Raw genomic sequence first — 16,125 nt, forward strand, 5'->3', positions numbered from 1 at the left:
GCTTCCGTTTCATTCCGTCCGTCCCTCCAAGGGCCGGTCTCTAGTTCCAGGTGGATGAAGAAACGGGGGGCACGTCAGACACGCTCCTCACGAAGTCGGCCTACTCAATCGAATCGAAATCAACGTAACCAAGCAGGTGGCAAGCTGTGGCGCTCGGGATCACACGTGACTGGATTCCGGTGAGCAACCGACGACATGTCCACAGCGTCGAGCGCGCGCACTATTGCGTTGAATTCGCGCAGCGCCTAACTGACCGTCACGTCGTCGCGAATGTCGAGCGACTTGGCTATGTCGCGTGCTTGCCACACGCGCATGCGTAACCACTCGACCCGTGCACCGGTGCCATGACCCTGCTCATAGGCGATCTGTTCGCTGTACCTGGCGATCACGTCGTTGATAGCGTCCAGCGCCGCTTCGTAAGCAATTGCCTGATCCTGCGTCCACATGGGACCCTTCGTGGTCACGGCGCCTCCTTCCCGTCAGACATAGGCCACGCGTTCGCGGGCGGCAATGAAGCGCCCCGGGATCGTCACCGGATCAAGTGATCAGCTCTCCCATGTCCCGCTCGGAATGTGCGTTATGGCAAGAGCGATCTCCTCCACCTCGCCGGCCGCATCCGTCAGAACAGCTACGAGAAGAGCGGCGAGCGCGTCCATACCGTTGACCTGATCGCCGAACGCGTCCGGGTCATCCCTGCGCATGACTGGCCCAAGGGGCATGAGGATCAAGACGACGATCGTCCCGAAGACTGACGCTGCCGACCGGTGGTGCGTGTCGCCACCCGATCGCAGGCCATGCCTCTCGCCAGTCCGATATCGGCTGAAATCCGCCAGTTCTGCTGGCAAATCCGGGCGCGTCTTCCTATATTGATATGGCTCGATCAGCTGAAAGGATTGAGGATGGACGCCGTCGCGCCTCTCCCTGTTTCCCCACTCGCGATCACCGCGGCTGAGCGCAAGCGTCGTATTGACGCGGTCAACTTTGCACGCGGCAGCGTCCGTTACGAAGGCGGCATCCTCATCAGTGAAATCGAGGCAATCGCCGCGCGGTTCATCGATGGCGAATTGACCAACGAGCAGTTCGTCACTGCGGTGAAAGAATCCGACACCGTGCGCCTTGGTTGATCGCGGCGAAGCAGCCCTTGCCTATGTCAACATAACCCTATTGGCCTTGGACCCTGTCCGAGGCCAATTCGATGTCGCCCACCTGCGCGAGGTTCACCGGCGTATCTTCCAGAATCTGCCGCACCATCGTCCGGGCGAATTTCGGCCGGACGCGGCAGGGCATTTCAAGCAGCGCCGGCTTGAGGCCTCGCGCGATCGTCTTTAGGTCCCCTATGCGCTGCGGCCGGAGGTCGACCGGCTGCTCGGGGCGACGCTCGAGGCGTTGCAGGGCGGCAAGGCGCTCGCCGGGCTGAACACGCTGGATATGGCCGACGCCCTCGCGCAGACCTATGCGAGGCTCGATCACCTGCACCCGTTCAGCGAGGGAAACAGCCGCACGCTGCGCACCTTCACCGCGCAGCTCGCCAGCGAGGCCGGGCAAAAGCTCGACTGGAACACGACCAACGTGACGCCGCAGTCCCGTGACGCGCTGTATATCGCGCGCGACATGGCCGTTATCCAGCATCACTATCCCGGCCTCACCGCCGACAAGATGATGACGGTCGACACTCGCGAAGAATATCAGTTGGCGTTCCAGCTCCACGTGTATCGCCGGCACGATCCGCTTCAGGAGATCATCCGGCGCTCGCTCGAGCATGGCCGCGACCAAGCCCCCTATGACCGCCGCATGTCGGTGATGGAGGCGGCGCGCGAGATCGGGGTCGTCGCGCCGATCGCCGCCAATCAGGCCGACCTTGCCGAAGAAAACGCCCGCCTCGCCGTGCCGCGCGGACAGGGTTCACCCGCCGAGCACGAGGCGGCGGTCGCCATCCGCGACCGCATCGCGCGCGATGGCAGCATGGAGGTCTTGGCCGAACGCCTGAGCCGGGTCGAGAGCGGCCAGATCACCATCCGGCATGAGCCCTGCGCGCCTGCGATCCGGCGGCTTATCGCCATTGCCGACGGCATCACGCGCGAGCTCGCGCAGCAGCGCACGATCGCGACGCAGCAGATCCAGCGGCTGCGGGCGATCGAACACGACGGCAAGTTGGAGCGCTGAAGCAAACGTCGAATGACTTCAGAAGGTATCTTCGCTCACGCGTTGCCCACCATCGAGCTGACGGGATGCAAGATGCAGCTGGTCGGATCGAAGGGTGGAGCCTATATCGGCGCGTAATAGCGCACCCGATCTCACGGAGAGGTTTGTCAAAGGCGTAGAAGCCGATCTCAAATCTTGTTGGAGAACGATCCGGCCGCTCTAGGATGCTGCCGAGGTCAAAACTGACGTATAAATGTTATGAAGACAGGCAGGTAGGCCTTAATCAACGTCTGCTTTCGGACTGCGTCTACACTGCATGAGCGGCCGTTTCTAGCTCACCGCTGACGCTCCGAACCCGTTCTGATGTAAGCCGTCATGCCGTCGATCAGGGCGTCGAAGACCAGCCGCATGCGCCTTGTCGAGCGCAGGTCCTCATGCATGGCGATCCAGACCGGCAGATGCGCGTGGAAGATTGCCGGCAGGATCGGGATCAGCGCCGGGTCACGGCGAGCTATCGGGCCCTGCATCACACCGATCCCGCAGCCGGCGCGGATCAGCGCGATCTGGGCCAATTGGTTGTCGGTGCGCAGCGCAAAGGCGGGCAGGTCGGGCCAGGCCGCCTCGAGCGACCGGATCGACGCCGCGTCCCGGTCGAAGCCGATGATCGCATGCCGCGCCAGGTCAGCGGCGCTGTCGATCGACACGGCGCGGGCAAGATACTCGTGGTGCGCGTAGAAGCCGAGACGGATGCGGCCCACCGACTTGACGAGCAGCGCCTGCTGCCTCGGCTCGGTCATCCGGATCGCGAGATCGGCGTCGCGCCGCAGCAGGTCGGACGAGGCGTTGGTGAGCAGCAGCTCGATCATCAGGCCGGGATGCTGCGTGCGCAGGGCGGCGAGGATCGGCGGCAGCACCTCCGCGCCGATCACTTCACTCACACTGATCCGGACGATGCCGCAGATCGCGTCGCCGGGAGCGGAGGCGGTTCGCACCAGCGCTGCCGCGGCGGCAGCCATCGCCTCGGCTTCCGACGCGAGCGCCAGCGCGGTCTCGGTCGGCTGCAGCCCGCGCGCCGAGCGCGTGAACAGCGCGCCGGCGCCGAGCGCCGCCTCCAGTTCCGCGATATGTCGCCCGGCGGTCGGCTGGGTGAGACCGAGCGCGCGCGCCGCACCCGACAGGCTGCCCGCACGCATGACGGCGCCAAAGGTGCGCCACAACTCCCATCCGGGTCCACTGTCCATACGATCCTGTATATCTGCTCTGCCTATTGTCGCAATTTCGTTTGGCCCGGATAGAGGCCATCTCTGCCTCCGCAACGAGGAGGTGACGATGAACAAGGACACAAATACGGCGCTGGTGATCGGCGCGACCGGCGGCATCGGGGGCGAGGTGGCACGGGCGTTGCTCGCCCGCGGCTGGGCGGTCCGCGCGCTCCATCGCGATCCGGCGCGGGCCCGGGCGAGCAATCCGGCGCTGGAATGGGTGCGGGGCGATGCCATGGACAAGGCGTCCGTCACCGCCGCTGCCGACCGCATGTCGGTGATCGTGCATGGTGCGAACCCGCCGGGCTATCGCAATTGGGCAGGGCTGGTACTGCCGATGCTCGACAGCACGATCGCAGCGGCAACCGCGACCGGCGCGCGCGTGCTGCTGCCAGGCACGGTCTACAATTACGGGCCGGACGCGAGCGAGGCTGTCGACGAGACTAGCCCTGAAAACCCGGTGACCCGCAAGGGCGCGATCCGCGTCGAGATGGAGCGCCGCCTGCGCGAGGCGAGCCGGAACGGCGCCAAGGCACTGGTTGTCCGCGCGGGCGACTTCTTCGGTCCGCGCAGCGGCAATAGCTGGTTGGCGCAGGGCATGGTGCCGACGCCCGGACCGGTGAAGCGCGTTTTCGATCCCGCGCGCGCGGGTATTGGCCACGCTTGGGCCTATCTGCCCGACCTCGCCGAGACGATGGTACGCCTCTTGGAACGGCGCAACGCGCTGGCGGCTTTCGACAGCTTCCAGTTTGGCGGCACTTGGGTGGACGACAACCGAGCGTTTGCCGACTCGATCCGCCAGGCGGCGGGCAAGCCGAACGCGCCGATCTATCCGTTCCCGTGGCCGGTGGTGCACGCGATGGCGCCGTTTAACGAGACCGCGCGCGAGATGCGCGAGATGATCTATCTCTGGCGCCGGCCGCTCCGGCTGATCGACGGCAAGCTGCACAGCTTCCTCGGCGACGTGCCGGCAACGCCGCTCGTCGAGGCGCTGCGGACGACGCTGCAGGGTTTGGAACGGCTGTGACGATTCAGCGGCTTTGCATCCGCTGATGAACGAGCGGCAGTTCTCGGGCGTCGGGCGCGCCGAGGAGAATGTCCGGAACCGGGTCTACATGCTTGCGGCGTTGCACGCGCATCTACGACACGGGGATTGCGGCGGAGTAGCCTTGCGGCGCTACAGGTTGAAGCGTATATCGGTCGAGCTACGATGTTCTATGTCTATAGGTCATCCCCTGAGCCCCGAGCGTTCCAGCGTTCGGGGCTCAAATTTTTTAAGGACGCCCCGGCGTTCCAGCGCCGGGACGTCCCCAACTCGGCCTAGTGGCGCGACAGCTCGATAATCTTCACTATCAAGCTGAGGAGCGCGACGACGAGCGTCGCGACGCCGAGTACCAGTGCTACGATTGTTGCGGTGTCTATATGTATCACCTCCCTTGACCGCCCGGGTTGGGCTGCCACGGGCCGGATAGGCTCTCTGGCAGAGATAGACTAGCCTTGCGACGCGGCGGAGGTGGCCCCCCAAGGCGACGATCGACGCTGATCTAACAGCTCGGGAATGAGCCGCAGCAACATCGGTGCGTGCCAGAAATCTGTGTGCCTGGACATCGAAGAGCAAGCCGAACGAACGGATGGCTTTGCGAAGGGCACAGAGGACTGTCAATGTCTGCTTCTGGGTCAAGAGGCACGTCTCACGACTCGCATTGACACTTCAACGTATAAATCTCTTCAAGCTGGTATTACGCCCTGATTTGGATGCCCTCTTTCTCGCTTTGGTGACCAAGAAGTCTTATAGTTGGCGTTTGTCGGCGCTGGATAGGGCGTCCAGGGTCTTATCGGGCAGCGTCTGCTATGATGCGCGCGGTACTTCTTCACTCAAAACGGCGATGGCTTGGGTCAGATGCAATGCAGCGACATCGCTTCCAGCACGATCAAGACGTCTCACAATCAGCTGCAAAATTACACTGATCGGTGCCAGGTCAAAATGCTGCCCGCAATGCCGACATCGCAAGCCGATCTGTATCGACGTGTCGCGGCCTGCTTCCGCCTTGATTGTACCTCGCCGCTTCAGGCGGGCAGTGAAGCGTTCAAGTAGCATGTAAGCCTCCAATGGTAACACGGGGTGGCAAGGATCCACATCATTTCATGATGAATGCGCGTTTGATCGACTTCTGGAAAAGCTGGGCCACGGATGACGAAAGATCGTCGCCCAATGTCACTTCATGATAGAGGCCTGGCGATGCGCATGACTGCAACGCGGGGCTGACAACGTCATTTGGTTGCAGAAATGGTGCCAAGACGTTGGTGCGGGACCATTCGTCGTCGACAATCGACGCTGGCAGGTAGACGGCGTTCAGTATGGCCAGACGGACGCCGCGCCGCTTGATCTCATCGCATCGATCGACCGGCACCGGCCCAAGCAAGCGACCGGACACCTCGGACCATTCGTCCCGCATTCCGTCGGTGACGAGCAGCACGACCGCCCGCGGGCGATCCCCGGGCCGGTTGCTGCCATCGCCGGGCGTGGGGATCGACGCATTGATGCCGTTCAGCGCAGCGGTGAAATCGGTCGCCGTATCGGCGTCGGGGACGCCGCAGACGCGCTCGGAATTGCGGCAATACGCAAGAGGCTGCGCGTCGGCGACATGGGTGCGCACCTGGTCGAGGTTGCTGTCGACCCAGCTGCCGTCCGCAGCAGGTGAGCGGGGCCAGATCTGGCGGTACTTGTAGTCGAAGTCGTGGAGACCGATCCGGTAGCGTACGCCGGTATTGGCCGCCGCATCGCGGGCAAGCGTCGTCAGGCGCCGCACCGCATCGAGGACGACGTCGTAGCGAAGCGAGATGTTTCGCGACCGGGCGATGCTGAGATTGCTTCGAGTGCTGCCTGTCTCATGACAAGCGAAGGCACAGCCGCCGGTGGCGGCGACCATCAACCGGACGGACGCGTCCGACGACGGCAGCAGCATCGATGGTGAAGTGTCGACGAGGACGTAGAGGTCGATATTCGGTGCGGTCGATGCCGTTGTGCCGGCGACGCCCTGAAGCGGCAATTGGGCAAGACCGAGGATGCCGGCAAAGACGTTGCGATGCCGGGCGCGAAACGCGACTGTGGCACGACGGCTGACGCCACCGCTGGCATCTCCGCTATCGAGCGGCGTGTCCACGACCCCGATCGCGAGCGCTTCGGTGTTTTGATAATCGAGGAGCAAGCCGCCTTGTTCGAGGGATCGTGCCTGTGCAACGAAGGCAGCGCGGATCGCGGTTTCCGCGGTTGCCGGCGGCATTGCCATGCCATCCTGTGAGACCGCGGTCAGGGCCGCCGCATCGGCAATCGCTGCCAGCTTGGTCTGCGCGCGCATCGCGCGCACATAGTCGATGCCCAAGCCCACCCCCACGAGTAGGGTGACTAGCGCCAGGGCAAAGAGAACAAGGACGCTGCCGCGGGAGTCGTGTCGCAACGATCGTAGCGGGGAGGGGGGCGACTGTCGCACTGCCGTCAGCCGCACGTATCGCATGCGACCTGGCGGGACTGGCGCGGCGACATGTAGAATCTGTCGGCCAGCAGGACCGGGTTGAACAGCTTGAGCGGTCCTAGAAGGCGAAACTGATAAGACGTCTCGACGTAGATCAGGAATCGGTCGCCCGGCGCAAGACCCTCCGGAACCGAAACTATGGTGCCGCGGCGGAGGGCGGTGCCGTTGAGGGCGCTGCTCCACTGAACGGTGCCAAGGTTCGTCTGGTCCGTCTTGATCGAGGTAACGCGGACTGTCAGCTGCTTGCTGGCATATGGTGCCATGATGACCTGCGCGGCCTGCAGAACATAATTGATCTCACCGGGTGTCGTCGCCGTGTCTTGTGAAATCAGGTCGGCCACGAAACGGCCGGTGGCACCTAGCTTACGGTAACACGACAAAGCGCTCGTGAGCTGCACGCTGCCGAGATACAGCAGCATCAGCATGGGAAGCGTCAAGGCGAATTCGACCATGGCAACGCCACGACGGTCTTTGAACGACCCTCGCCGGGAATGTAGGGCGTTGCGGGCGATCATGAATAGCGCTCGACCCGGGCTAAACGCAGCGCCGCCAACGCATAGCCATCCTTCTCCTTCATGCCGCGCACGAGGCTGAACGGGCTGAGGCGCATCGGCCAGCGATACAATAAGCGGAGTACGACCATATCGCCCGGCCGGCCTGTACCAGCCCGCCCGGGCAAGGCGCTTTGCAGTGCTACAGCTTTGATTTGGCTGACTTCTGGCGTATAAGCGACTTCGACGGCAATGCGATCGCAGCGCATGTAAGACGGCAGGCTAGCGCAGACCGCCTTTCGCGCACTATCGCTGGAAGACTCGCTTACCAAAGTACCGGTGATGATTGCGCGCATGGTCGCCTCCGCACGCGTCTCAAGACTTTCCTGTAGAAAATAGACGTAGCTCGTTTCGAGCACGCCGATCAGCAGCAGAATGAACATCGGTGCTACAATGGCGAACTCGACGATTGATGTGCCTGCCTTGCTTTGAAAGAAGGCAAATCGAGGGGCTTTCGGAAACGGAAGGGGTGTCAATGAGTCGCTCCAGCCGCAGCATAAAGCTTGAAGTCAGAAACAGGAAAAGCATTTGCCAATATCAGAAGGATGCCGCATCGGCTTGCGACGCCAAAAATGATACGGCCCGCGCCATCGACCATCGTGGTGGTCGACAGAAATCGAATCGCTGATCTAGTTTAGTGGCATGAAAGATGACACGGCGCGCTCGAGTTATGACAATACTTCCGCATTGGACCTTTGGCAAATTCCACAGGCGATCTGGCGCGCCATCGCGCATCTCGGTTATTCCGTAGACGCGGTCTTTGCCGAGGCTGATCTGTCAGAAGTAGACAAATCACGTCAGGCTCCGTTGATTACTGATCAGGCACTCGCCCTGTGGGCGGGCCTGGAACGGGTGTCCGCAGATAGCCGGATCGGCTTCAAGCTCCTGCGCGCAGCGCGCGAGGTGGGGGGCGATACGGCATTTCTGGCAGCGCTCCACGCGCCCACCTATCGTGACGCCTTGCAGAATATCGTCACCTACAAGCGCCTGCATTCACCGGAACGGCTGATCCACTGGGAGCGTGACGGCTTGTTCCATGCCCAGCGTGTGTTTCCTTACGCAACCATCGACGTGCCGCGCGCTGCGGTCGATTTCCATTTCGGCATGCTGCTCGGATTAGGCCGTATCGCGACCGGATATCCGATAGCAGCGGTGCACATGGCGCTCGCCCGTCCGCGCAGCGAGGCAGCGTTCCACGCAGATTACTATGGCTGCGCCATCCGCTATGACGCGCCGCTCGATCACATGGTATTGCGCAGCGTCGATCTTGACCGGCCCCTGATCACGCATGACGTGGAGATCCACGATGCAAGCGTCACCAGCATCCGCTCTGCACTCGCGGCTCGGGATGCAGAGACGGACATTGTGGCGCAGGCGGGCGCCGTGGTCGCGTTGCGGCTACGCGAGGCGCTGCCGACGCTCGCCCACGTCGCGCAGACGCTCGGGATGAGCGAGCGGTCATTGCAACGCCAGCTCGAAGCGCGCGGTGCAAGCGTTTCTACCTTGATCCTCGCTACCCGCCGCAAGCTCGCTGTCGAATTACTGTCTCGAAAAGGCACCAATCTCAAGCACCTCGCCGAGCGATTGGGTTATGCCGATGTCGCCTCTTTCTCGCGGGCTTTCCGAAGTTGGTACGGCGTCCCGCCCGGCCTGTGGCGACGGCAGCGGCAGGACGATGGCGGTCGGTCGGGGGGCGACATCGCCGTCGACAGCGGCCGTCGCGACTAGGAGTGCCTCACCTTCGTGCGCACACTTTGGATACGACCAAAGGCACCGCCTTTGATGTCGACTCCTCGATGTCGGCGTCCCGGTCGAATGGGAACGAAGTCCGACGTTAGGAGATGGGCAAAGTGCCCTGGATGTCTGGATATAGGTGTGCTGAGGCTTCACGACCTCGCGTTACCGCCGCATCGCGTCGCCCGCTCATCATGGTGAGCCAACGCCGCCTGAGCACGGCGCGGCGTTCCGGGTAGCGCTCGTCCCGAAACTCGATTGCGGCAAGCCGGTCGGTGCGGAACATCCGGAAGTCGCCGCGCAACTCGCACCAGGCGATGAGCATCCGAACCCGATCCATGTAGCCGACCAGGAACGGCCATACGGTACGTGTCGTCTCGCGGCCCCCCTCATCAGCGTAGCGGATGTGCAGCTTGCGCCCTTGCAGGCTCCAGGCACGCAGACGTGCCACATCGACCCCTGCATCGAGCCGCTCGCCCCAGTTGGGCGGCGTGATAACGGCCGGGTCCTCGATCTGTCCACGCAGCTGTTCGGGAACGATGGCGGCAACCTTGGCGAGCACGTCGGCGGCTGCGCGGGCGAGCCCCTCGTCGGCGTGGACCAACACCCATTGCGCGCCGAGAACCACCGCCTCCACCTCGTCCGAGGTGAGCATCAGCGGCGGCATGTCGAAGCCGCGCTCCAGCACGTAGCCGATCCCTGCTTCACCGCGGATCGGCACGCGCTGGCCGATCAGCGCGGCGACGTCCCGGTACACCGACCGCCGGCTCGTCTCCAGCTCTGCCGCCAGCGCGTCCGCGGTGAGCGGCCCGGACGCGCGGCGGAGGAGTTGGACGATCTCGAACAGTCGGTCGGCGCGGCGCATACGATCGGTCTACAGGCCAGCCACCAGCGGCGCGAGTGCCGCTCGATGACAAAGCAAGAGCAGCACGGCGGTCACGAGGAAGCCTGTGACACCCAGCCAGCCGTCTCTCCGGGTCACGCCGCGTCATCCGCCGGTGCAGCATCCCGTGTCATGGCTCGCGCGAATGCCGGCCGTTCCGCGAGGCGGGCCAAATAGACGGAGATTGGCCCTTCTGCCGGCAGGACGTCGTGCGCCCAGCCCAACGTGCCGCCCAGCATGATGTCGGCAGCGCTGAAGCGCTCCCCGAGCAGGTAAGGGCCGTCTGTAAGCGCGCCATCCAGCCGGTGGAGCGCTGCCTCGAACGCGGCGGGCGTGGCTGCGTCGGCTCCGGCGCTGAAGCGCTGGAAGATGGCGGGACCGAGCTCTCCTTCGATCCAGCTTATCCAGGTGAGATACGCCCCCCGATCTCGATCGCCGATGCGTGGGGCCAGCCCAGCCGTAGGCAGCAGGTCGGCAAGATAGGTCGCCACCGCCGCGCTCTCGGTAACCAGGGCACCGCTGTCGAGGAGGGCGGGCACTTTCTTGTCGGGGTGAGGATTGGCGGGATCGGGCCCCCCACCGCTTCCATCCCTGTAGCGGATCGTGACGTGCCGCAGGTGGAAGGGCGCGCCCAGCTCCTCGAGCAGCCAGACAATCCGGCTCGATCGTGACCGGGGGGCGTGGAACAGCGTCAGCATGATGAAGTCTCCCGCGGCGAGGATGCCGTTGGAGGCTGCTTAGAGTGGGGCTGTTGCCAGCGTGGTGGCAGCAGCGAACCGCTTGCGGGCGAAGTCGCTCGGGCTGCTTCCTGGGTGGCTCAATACTTCACCAGCCGGGAGTACAGGTTAAAATGCATGAACCAAGGTCCATAGTTGAAAGCTTGCAGAGCTACCTGAATGGCCGCTCGTGGGTCGTCCTGCCAGCATGATCCGATCACAGTATTTCGCAATACCGGTCGCGACCCAAGCCGTTGTCACAGCGCCATGGCCGCTGCTGGCGCAGCGTGGAGCCGTTCAATGTCCGCACGCGGAGGCGCGCCAAACAGTCGTCTGTATTCGCGGCTGAATTGCGATGGGCTCTCATAGCCGACGGCAAAGCCTGCCGTGCTCGCCGTGGCACCCTCCGTTAGCATCAGGCGTCTGGCCTCCTGCAACCGCAGCTGCTTTTGATACTCCAGCGGCGTCATGCGGGTGATCGCCTTGAAGTGTACGTGGAGGGAGGAGGAGCTCATCCCGGCCTCGGCTGCGATATCGTCGATGCGGATCGGCGCATCGAAACGCCGACGAATGGCGGCGATCGCCCGGCTGACCTGATTGAGATGGCTGCCAGCGGTTGCGATGTGACGAAGCATCGGACCGTGAGGTCCGGTGAGCAGACGATAGAGGATTTCGCGCTCAATCAGCGGCGCCAGCGCGCGGATCGTGTCGGGTCGGTCGAGCAGCCCCACCAGCCGGCATGCCGCGTCGATCAGGTCGGGATCGCCTGGGTAGACGCCGAGCACCGGCAAATCCGTACGGGCCACCCCGCCGCCTTCGCTCGCCATGAGATCGGCCAGCATCGCGGCATCGAGATCGATCTTGCAGCAGAGATAGGGTTGCTCGGGACTTGCATCGAGCACATGACCGACCAACGGCAAGTCGACCGAGACCAAGAGGTAATGGGCCGCGTCATAGACGACGCTGTGCTCGCCGATCGACACCCGTTTCGACCCTTGGGCTATTAGGCAAAGGGAGGCCTCGTAGACGGCCGGCGTGGGGGTGCTCGGCGCATCGGCCCGGATCAGCGACACATGCGGCATCGCCGTGCTGCAAATGCCTGTGCCCACGACGTGTCGGTCGATGAGGGCAGAGAGTTCGGCGATCCGGTCCATGCCGACGATCCTCCCCTACTCACACGTCATGGGCAAGCACCCGGCATTAACTCTGGAGGATCGTGCAAGCCATTGGGGCGATCGCGCTACCGCCTGACACGTGCGTTGGCCCATCTGCGCCCCGTCACCACAACGGAAGGACTGCATCATGGCAGAGAATGTCGATAAGGTCGTACTCATCACCGGCGCGTCCAGCGGGATCGGCGAGGCAACTGCGCGCGAACTGGCTGCGACCGGCGCCCGGCTGTTCATCGGCGCGCGTCGCGGAGAGCGGCTAAAGGCACTGGCGGAGGAACTGGGCGAAACCGTCGCCTGGCGCGAACTTGATGTCACCGACGGCGCCGATTTCGACGCGTTTGTGGTGGCCGCTGAAGCGCGCTTCGGACGTGTCGACGTGCTGGTCAACAATGCGGGTGTGATGCCGCTTTCGCCGCTCGCTGCGCTGAAGCGGGATGAGTGGAAGCGGATGGTCGACGTCAACATCCACGGCGTCCTCAACGGCATCGCCGCGGTGCTGCCGCGGTTCGTGGCTCAACGGAGTGGTCATGTCGTCAACGTAGCCTCGGTCGCCGCGCACATGGTGATGCCGACTGCCGCGGTGTATTGCGCCACCAAACATGCCGTGCGCGCGATTACCGAGGGGCTGCGGCAAGAGCATGACGAGGTCCGTTCGACGTTAATCTCGCCAGGCGTCGTCGCCACCGAGCTGGGTCATGACATCACTGATCCTGCGGTCGCGGCGGCACTGACCGGATGGCGGAAGAAGTCGCTGACGCCGGATGCGATCGCGCGAGCCGTTCGCTATGCCATAGAGCAGCCGGAGGGTGTCGACATCAATGAGGTGATCGTGCGCCCGACCGCAGCGGACATGTGAGCGCTTGGGCGTGCCGGTGCCGTAGCGGGCACGCCCAAACGAGCGGTTCGCCGACACGATCAAGTCGTCGGACCGCGGTGAACGTATGTCCGGTTACGGGAGGCTGCTTGATGGACCCGAGCGACCGGTGATGGGTCCACCGTCCCCCCGAAACCGCTCGGTTACCGTTTTAGCGCGGTCCTGAGGCTCCCGCGTGCGTGGGAGCCCAAAGGTCTCCTCCCACCCTTCCTTCAGTGCACCTTCATCCGGTGCGCGCCCAAGGGTAATTGCGTGAAGACACACCGCCGGTCGAGGAAACGCTCGATCACCTTCGCGGCTGTCAGGCTGTGCTGACTCGGCTTGACGGTCGTGAACGCCCCGCCTCCCGCCAGCGCGAACGGCAGCAGCAGCTGATCCGCCAGATAGGGGCCGGCGAAGGCGCTGGACTCGAGATAGCCCTTCAACCGTCCGACGGCGCGCTTGGCCAATCGTTCCGCCGGTACGCCGAGCTGACCGAAGCCGCTGACGATCTCGGTCACATGCTCATATTCGGCTTCCAGCAACAGGATGTTGCCCGGCCCCTGCTCTTCAGGCAGCTCGCGGATCGCACAGGAGCGGTCGGCCCAGTCGAATGCCTTCCGCACGCAGGCGATCTCGCGCTCGGCGATGTCGAGCGGGAGCCCCGCGATGTAAGCCGTCGCCGATGTGCTCAGCAGCCCACCCCGCCCGACGCACTCGATCGGCGAAGGCGCACCGGGCAAGACGTCGACCTCGATCCGTCCACCACCGCGCGGGTAGAAGCCATGCCGCGCCAGGCGCGCCTCGATCCTCGCGCCCATGCGCCGGAGGATCGGCAGGAACGACTTGGCTATAAAGTCGAACGGTGGCGCCAGCATGTTGTGGGTTCCACCCTCCAGCACGAGCCGCGAGGGACGGTTCGCCAGCAGCAGCGGCATCAGCACCGTTTGCAGGACGAGTCCGGTCGAGCCGGCGGTGCCCACCGCGAACCGGTACTCGCCCGCGTCGACCGTGCCCGGACGGAACGTGATCTCGCGCGCGCCGACCGCCACGCCCTCCATGCGCCACCCCTACCGATCGCGCACGCGACCTCGATCGCGGTGACGTGCTGGCGCATCAGGCCCGGCTTCTCGCGCCCGCCGCGAACGTTGACGATGCGAAACGGCGTACCGGTGACGAGCGAAAGGGCGCACGCGTTGCGCACGACCTGTCCGCCGCCTTCGCCTTCCGATCCGTCGATGGTGATCATGGCTTCCTCTTTCCGGAGAATGTGCATGAAGAGGATTACCCCTTCACGCACACCACCTGCTTCAGCGTGTGGACGATCTCGACGAGGTCGGACTGCGCCGCCATCACCGCCTCGATCGGCTTGTAGGCGCGCGGGCTCTCGTCGACCACGCCCTCGTCCTTGCGGCAGGCCACCCCCTCGGTCGCGGCGACGTACTCCGCCAGCGTGACCTCGCGCCTGGCCTGGGTCCGGCTCATCACCCGGCCAGCGCCGGTCGAGCAGGACGCTATCGGACGCTGGCCGGACGCTGTTCGCCGCGTCCCGAGCGCGGCGCACGTCCTCGAATGACGCGGACCGGCTGCGCAAATATCTGCAGCGCTTCGGCCTCGAGTGGTCGTCACTCACACGTGCGTAGAGCGGAGGGACCCCTTTAGGGACGATTGACGGGGCGTGCCGGGTTGCGGTGCCCGCCGGCTGAACGGATGGCCGAAGCTGGGGAGCGGGAAGGGTCGTCTGAACGTCCGCGACTGGGTCATCGTCGCGCTGGACAGGCTGGCTGGGCTACTGCTGCCTTGGCGGGCAGGGTGCCTTACCTCGCATTATGGCAGACATCGATGTCATCGAAGCGCTTCCAGCGAAACACCATCCAGCTGGCTATCCAGCACAAGACGAAGACGCCGATGATCACGAAGCCGAGCAGATTAAAGCGTCCCCCCAGATAGCGCGCAGTCGACCACAGGCCACCACGGAGTTCTAGCTTGTCGGCAAGAAGCGCCACCGTCTCGATGCCACCAATGACGATTGCGACAAACGCCGATACCGCGGTGATGGTGATGTTGTAGTAGAGCTTCCGGATCGGCTTCACGAACGCCCATTCATAGGCACCCAGCATGACGATGCCATCTGTCGTGTCGACGAGCGCCATGCCGGCTGCGAACAGGGCGGGAAGCACCAATACCGGGCCGATCGCGAAACCGTGCTCGACCTGCGCCGCGGACAGGCCGAGAATGGCGACCTCGGTCGCGGTATCGAAACCCAGTCCGAACAGGAACCCGAGCGGCGCCATGTGCCAGCTGGTCGAGACGAGGCGGAACAGAGGGCGGAAGAGCCGCGACAGCAGGCCGCGGCCATTCAGAAGGATGTCCAGATCCTCATCAACATAGGGTCCGCCGGCGCGCACGTGCTGGAAGGTGCGCCATACCGAGCGCAGAATGATCAGGTTCATCGCCGCGATGGTGAACAGGAACACAGCAGAGACGATCGTCGCCACCATCCCGCCGGTCGCCTTCAGCGCCTCGAAGCCGGCAAGGGCGGACGCGGTAAAGGCGATCGCGACCGATGCCAGCAGGATGATCGTGCTGTGCCCGATCGCGAACCAGAAGCCGACCGTCAGCGGCCGCTGTCCGTCCTGCATGAGCTTGCGCGTGACGTTGTCGATCGCGGCGATGTGATCGGCGTCGACCGCGTGCCGCAGGCCCAGCCCCCAGGCGAGCAGCGCGGTGCCGAGCATCAGCGGCTGCGCGTGGAAGAGCAGCAGTGCCCAGATCCAGGCGCCGACGTTCGCTCCGATCAGCAGCACGTAAAGAAGGCCGATGCGGCGACGCAGGGCGGACGGGGCGGGCGCGTGCATGCCGTCAGCCTTCGACAACGTAGCCTGCCGGCGGTGTGCGCGCGATGAAATGGCCTTTGATGCCCTGCGGCCAGTTTTTGAAGGGGACGCGGCCATGCTCGCTTTCGGCATAGTGGACGGCATAGTCGAGGATCGCCCGAGCGGCCTCCGCATCCGGCGTGAAGCGGCCGAGCAGATAGCCGACCTTGCCCGGCGCGCGCAGGTGGATCGAACAATGCTCGCTGCACGAGAAGAGGCACGGCATCTGCTGTATCCCCACGCCGGCATAGCGCTGGTCGTCGGCCTTCGCCGCCCGTAGCGCCGCGACGAGGAGCGCACCGCCGCGGACGCCATCGGCATCCTCGCGGTCGCCGGCGGAAAACCGGCAGGTATTGCAGACAACGACGGCGGGACCGTCGTCGACGGGGGTCAGCATGGCTCG

Annotated in this window: 21 protein-coding genes; 7 read left to right on the top strand and 14 right to left on the bottom strand. The window is 64.3% G+C overall.

The genetic code is table 11. From position 1 onward, the window contains the following. Positions 1-245: 245 nt before the first annotated feature. Positions 246-464 carry a hypothetical protein gene (locus V8201_RS16250; RefSeq protein WP_336545960.1) on the bottom strand — a complete coding sequence of 73 codons (219 nt, stop codon included), beginning with the start codon at positions 462-464 and terminating at the stop codon, positions 246-248. A gap of 108 nt (positions 465-572) precedes the next feature. Here V8201_RS16250 and V8201_RS16255 point away from each other — a divergent pair, with 108 nt between their 5' ends. The 3 genes from V8201_RS16255 to V8201_RS16265 all read left to right on the top strand — a co-directional run bounded on the left by V8201_RS16255 (position 573) and on the right by V8201_RS16265 (position 2,163). Beyond that, positions 573-752 carry a single stranded DNA-binding domain-containing protein gene (locus tag V8201_RS16255; RefSeq protein ID WP_271301001.1) on the top strand — a complete coding sequence of 60 codons (180 nt, stop codon included), beginning with the start codon at positions 573-575 and terminating at the stop codon, positions 750-752. 147 nt (positions 753-899) lie between these two features. After that, positions 900-1,124, top strand: coding sequence for an antitoxin VbhA family protein (locus tag V8201_RS16260; RefSeq protein WP_271301000.1), 225 nt, complete (start codon positions 900-902; stop codon positions 1,122-1,124). A 262-nt stretch (positions 1,125-1,386) separates the two neighbouring features. Beyond that, positions 1,387-2,163, top strand: coding sequence for a hypothetical protein (locus tag V8201_RS16265; RefSeq protein WP_336545961.1), 777 nt, complete (start codon positions 1,387-1,389; stop codon positions 2,161-2,163). Positions 2,164-2,477: 314 nt separating this feature from the next. Here the strand turns inward: V8201_RS16265 and V8201_RS16270 are convergent, their stop codons facing one another. Further along, positions 2,478-3,383, bottom strand: a complete 906-nt coding sequence (locus V8201_RS16270; RefSeq protein WP_336545962.1) for a LysR family transcriptional regulator — start codon at positions 3,381-3,383, stop codon at positions 2,478-2,480. Between the two features lie 88 nt (positions 3,384-3,471). On the opposite strand from V8201_RS16270, the gene V8201_RS16275 reads away from it, so the two are divergent. Next, the gene (locus V8201_RS16275) at positions 3,472-4,431 is read left to right on the top strand and encodes an NAD-dependent epimerase/dehydratase family protein (protein ID WP_444529437.1); all 960 of its coding nucleotides are present in this window, start codon (positions 3,472-3,474) and stop codon (positions 4,429-4,431) included. An 822-nt stretch (positions 4,432-5,253) separates the two neighbouring features. Here V8201_RS16275 and V8201_RS16280 read toward each other — a convergent pair. Genes V8201_RS16280 through V8201_RS16295 form a run of 4 tightly spaced genes read right to left on the bottom strand, consistent with a single transcriptional unit; the run spans position 5,254 to position 7,964 of the window. Then, entirely contained in the window at positions 5,254-5,502 is a 249-nt protein-coding gene (locus V8201_RS16280) for a hypothetical protein (RefSeq protein WP_271300995.1), read from the bottom strand. 40 nt (positions 5,503-5,542) lie between these two features. Continuing rightward, positions 5,543-6,919, bottom strand: coding sequence for a TadE/TadG family type IV pilus assembly protein (locus V8201_RS16285; RefSeq protein ID WP_271300994.1), 1,377 nt, complete (start codon positions 6,917-6,919; stop codon positions 5,543-5,545). Next, on the bottom strand, positions 6,901-7,452 hold the full coding sequence (locus tag V8201_RS16290) for a TadE/TadG family type IV pilus assembly protein (protein WP_271300993.1): 552 nt from the start codon (positions 7,450-7,452) through the stop codon (positions 6,901-6,903). The genes V8201_RS16285 and V8201_RS16290 overlap by 19 nt, the downstream gene beginning before the upstream one ends. After that, on the bottom strand, positions 7,449-7,964 hold the full coding sequence (locus tag V8201_RS16295) for a TadE/TadG family type IV pilus assembly protein (protein WP_152542184.1): 516 nt from the start codon (positions 7,962-7,964) through the stop codon (positions 7,449-7,451). Before V8201_RS16295 ends, V8201_RS16290 begins: the two co-directional genes overlap by 4 nt. Positions 7,965-8,130: 166 nt before the next feature. Here V8201_RS16295 and V8201_RS16300 point away from each other — a divergent pair, with 166 nt between their 5' ends. Beyond that, the gene (locus V8201_RS16300; protein ID WP_271300992.1) at positions 8,131-9,216 is read left to right on the top strand and encodes a helix-turn-helix domain-containing protein; all 1,086 of its coding nucleotides are present in this window, start codon (positions 8,131-8,133) and stop codon (positions 9,214-9,216) included. 106 nt (positions 9,217-9,322) lie between these two features. Here V8201_RS16300 and V8201_RS16305 read toward each other — a convergent pair whose 3' ends face one another. The 3 genes from V8201_RS16305 to V8201_RS16315 all read right to left on the bottom strand — a co-directional run bounded on the left by V8201_RS16305 (position 9,323) and on the right by V8201_RS16315 (position 11,975). After that, positions 9,323-10,087 carry a helix-turn-helix transcriptional regulator gene (locus V8201_RS16305; protein ID WP_336545964.1) on the bottom strand — a complete coding sequence of 255 codons (765 nt, stop codon included), beginning with the start codon at positions 10,085-10,087 and terminating at the stop codon, positions 9,323-9,325. Positions 10,088-10,200: 113 nt separating this feature from the next. Then, positions 10,201-10,803 carry a glutathione S-transferase family protein gene (locus tag V8201_RS16310; RefSeq protein ID WP_336545965.1) on the bottom strand — a complete coding sequence of 201 codons (603 nt, stop codon included), beginning with the start codon at positions 10,801-10,803 and terminating at the stop codon, positions 10,201-10,203. Between the two features lie 275 nt (positions 10,804-11,078). Then, on the bottom strand, positions 11,079-11,975 hold the full coding sequence (locus V8201_RS16315) for an AraC family transcriptional regulator (RefSeq protein WP_336545966.1): 897 nt from the start codon (positions 11,973-11,975) through the stop codon (positions 11,079-11,081). Between the two features lie 148 nt (positions 11,976-12,123). Between V8201_RS16315 and V8201_RS16320 the strand changes: the two genes are divergently transcribed. Continuing rightward, entirely contained in the window at positions 12,124-12,849 is a 726-nt protein-coding gene (locus V8201_RS16320) for an SDR family oxidoreductase (protein ID WP_037533372.1), read from the top strand. Positions 12,850-13,079: 230 nt separating this feature from the next. Here the strand turns inward: V8201_RS16320 and V8201_RS16325 are convergent, their stop codons facing one another. From V8201_RS16325 to V8201_RS16335, 3 genes are read right to left on the bottom strand one after another with little or no spacing between them, the layout of a single operon-like run. Beyond that, complete coding sequence (locus V8201_RS16325; RefSeq protein ID WP_336545989.1) at positions 13,080-13,898, bottom strand: RNA 3'-terminal phosphate cyclase; 819 nt, start codon at positions 13,896-13,898, stop codon at positions 13,080-13,082. Further along, positions 13,784-14,122 (bottom strand): RNA 3'-terminal phosphate cyclase, encoded by a 339-nt coding sequence (locus tag V8201_RS16330; RefSeq protein ID WP_336545967.1) that lies wholly within the window; start codon positions 14,120-14,122, stop codon positions 13,784-13,786. Before V8201_RS16330 ends, V8201_RS16325 begins: the two co-directional genes overlap by 115 nt. An 8-nt stretch (positions 14,123-14,130) precedes the next feature. Continuing rightward, the gene (locus V8201_RS16335; RefSeq protein ID WP_336545968.1) at positions 14,131-14,331 is read right to left on the bottom strand and encodes an RtcB family protein; all 201 of its coding nucleotides are present in this window, start codon (positions 14,329-14,331) and stop codon (positions 14,131-14,133) included. Between the two features lie 50 nt (positions 14,332-14,381). Here V8201_RS16335 and V8201_RS19095 point away from each other — a divergent pair, with 50 nt between their 5' ends. Next, entirely contained in the window at positions 14,382-14,489 is a 108-nt protein-coding gene (locus tag V8201_RS19095; protein WP_505572743.1) for a hypothetical protein, read from the top strand. Positions 14,490-14,663: 174 nt separating this feature from the next. On the opposite strand, the gene V8201_RS16340 is transcribed toward V8201_RS19095, so the two are convergent. Together V8201_RS16340 and V8201_RS16345 are read right to left on the bottom strand one after the other, a co-directional pair. After that, positions 14,664-15,704 carry a HoxN/HupN/NixA family nickel/cobalt transporter gene (locus V8201_RS16340; RefSeq protein WP_037533375.1) on the bottom strand — a complete coding sequence of 347 codons (1,041 nt, stop codon included), beginning with the start codon at positions 15,702-15,704 and terminating at the stop codon, positions 14,664-14,666. 4 nt (positions 15,705-15,708) lie between these two features. Beyond that, a complete protein-coding gene (locus tag V8201_RS16345; RefSeq protein ID WP_336545969.1) occupies positions 15,709-16,119 on the bottom strand; it encodes a DUF1636 domain-containing protein in 411 nt (136 codons plus the stop codon). Positions 16,120-16,125 lie beyond the last annotated feature (6 nt).

The sequence above is a fragment of the Sphingomonas kyungheensis genome, from assembly GCF_037120395.1.
GTDB lineage: Bacteria > Pseudomonadota > Alphaproteobacteria > Sphingomonadales > Sphingomonadaceae > Sphingomonas > Sphingomonas kyungheensis.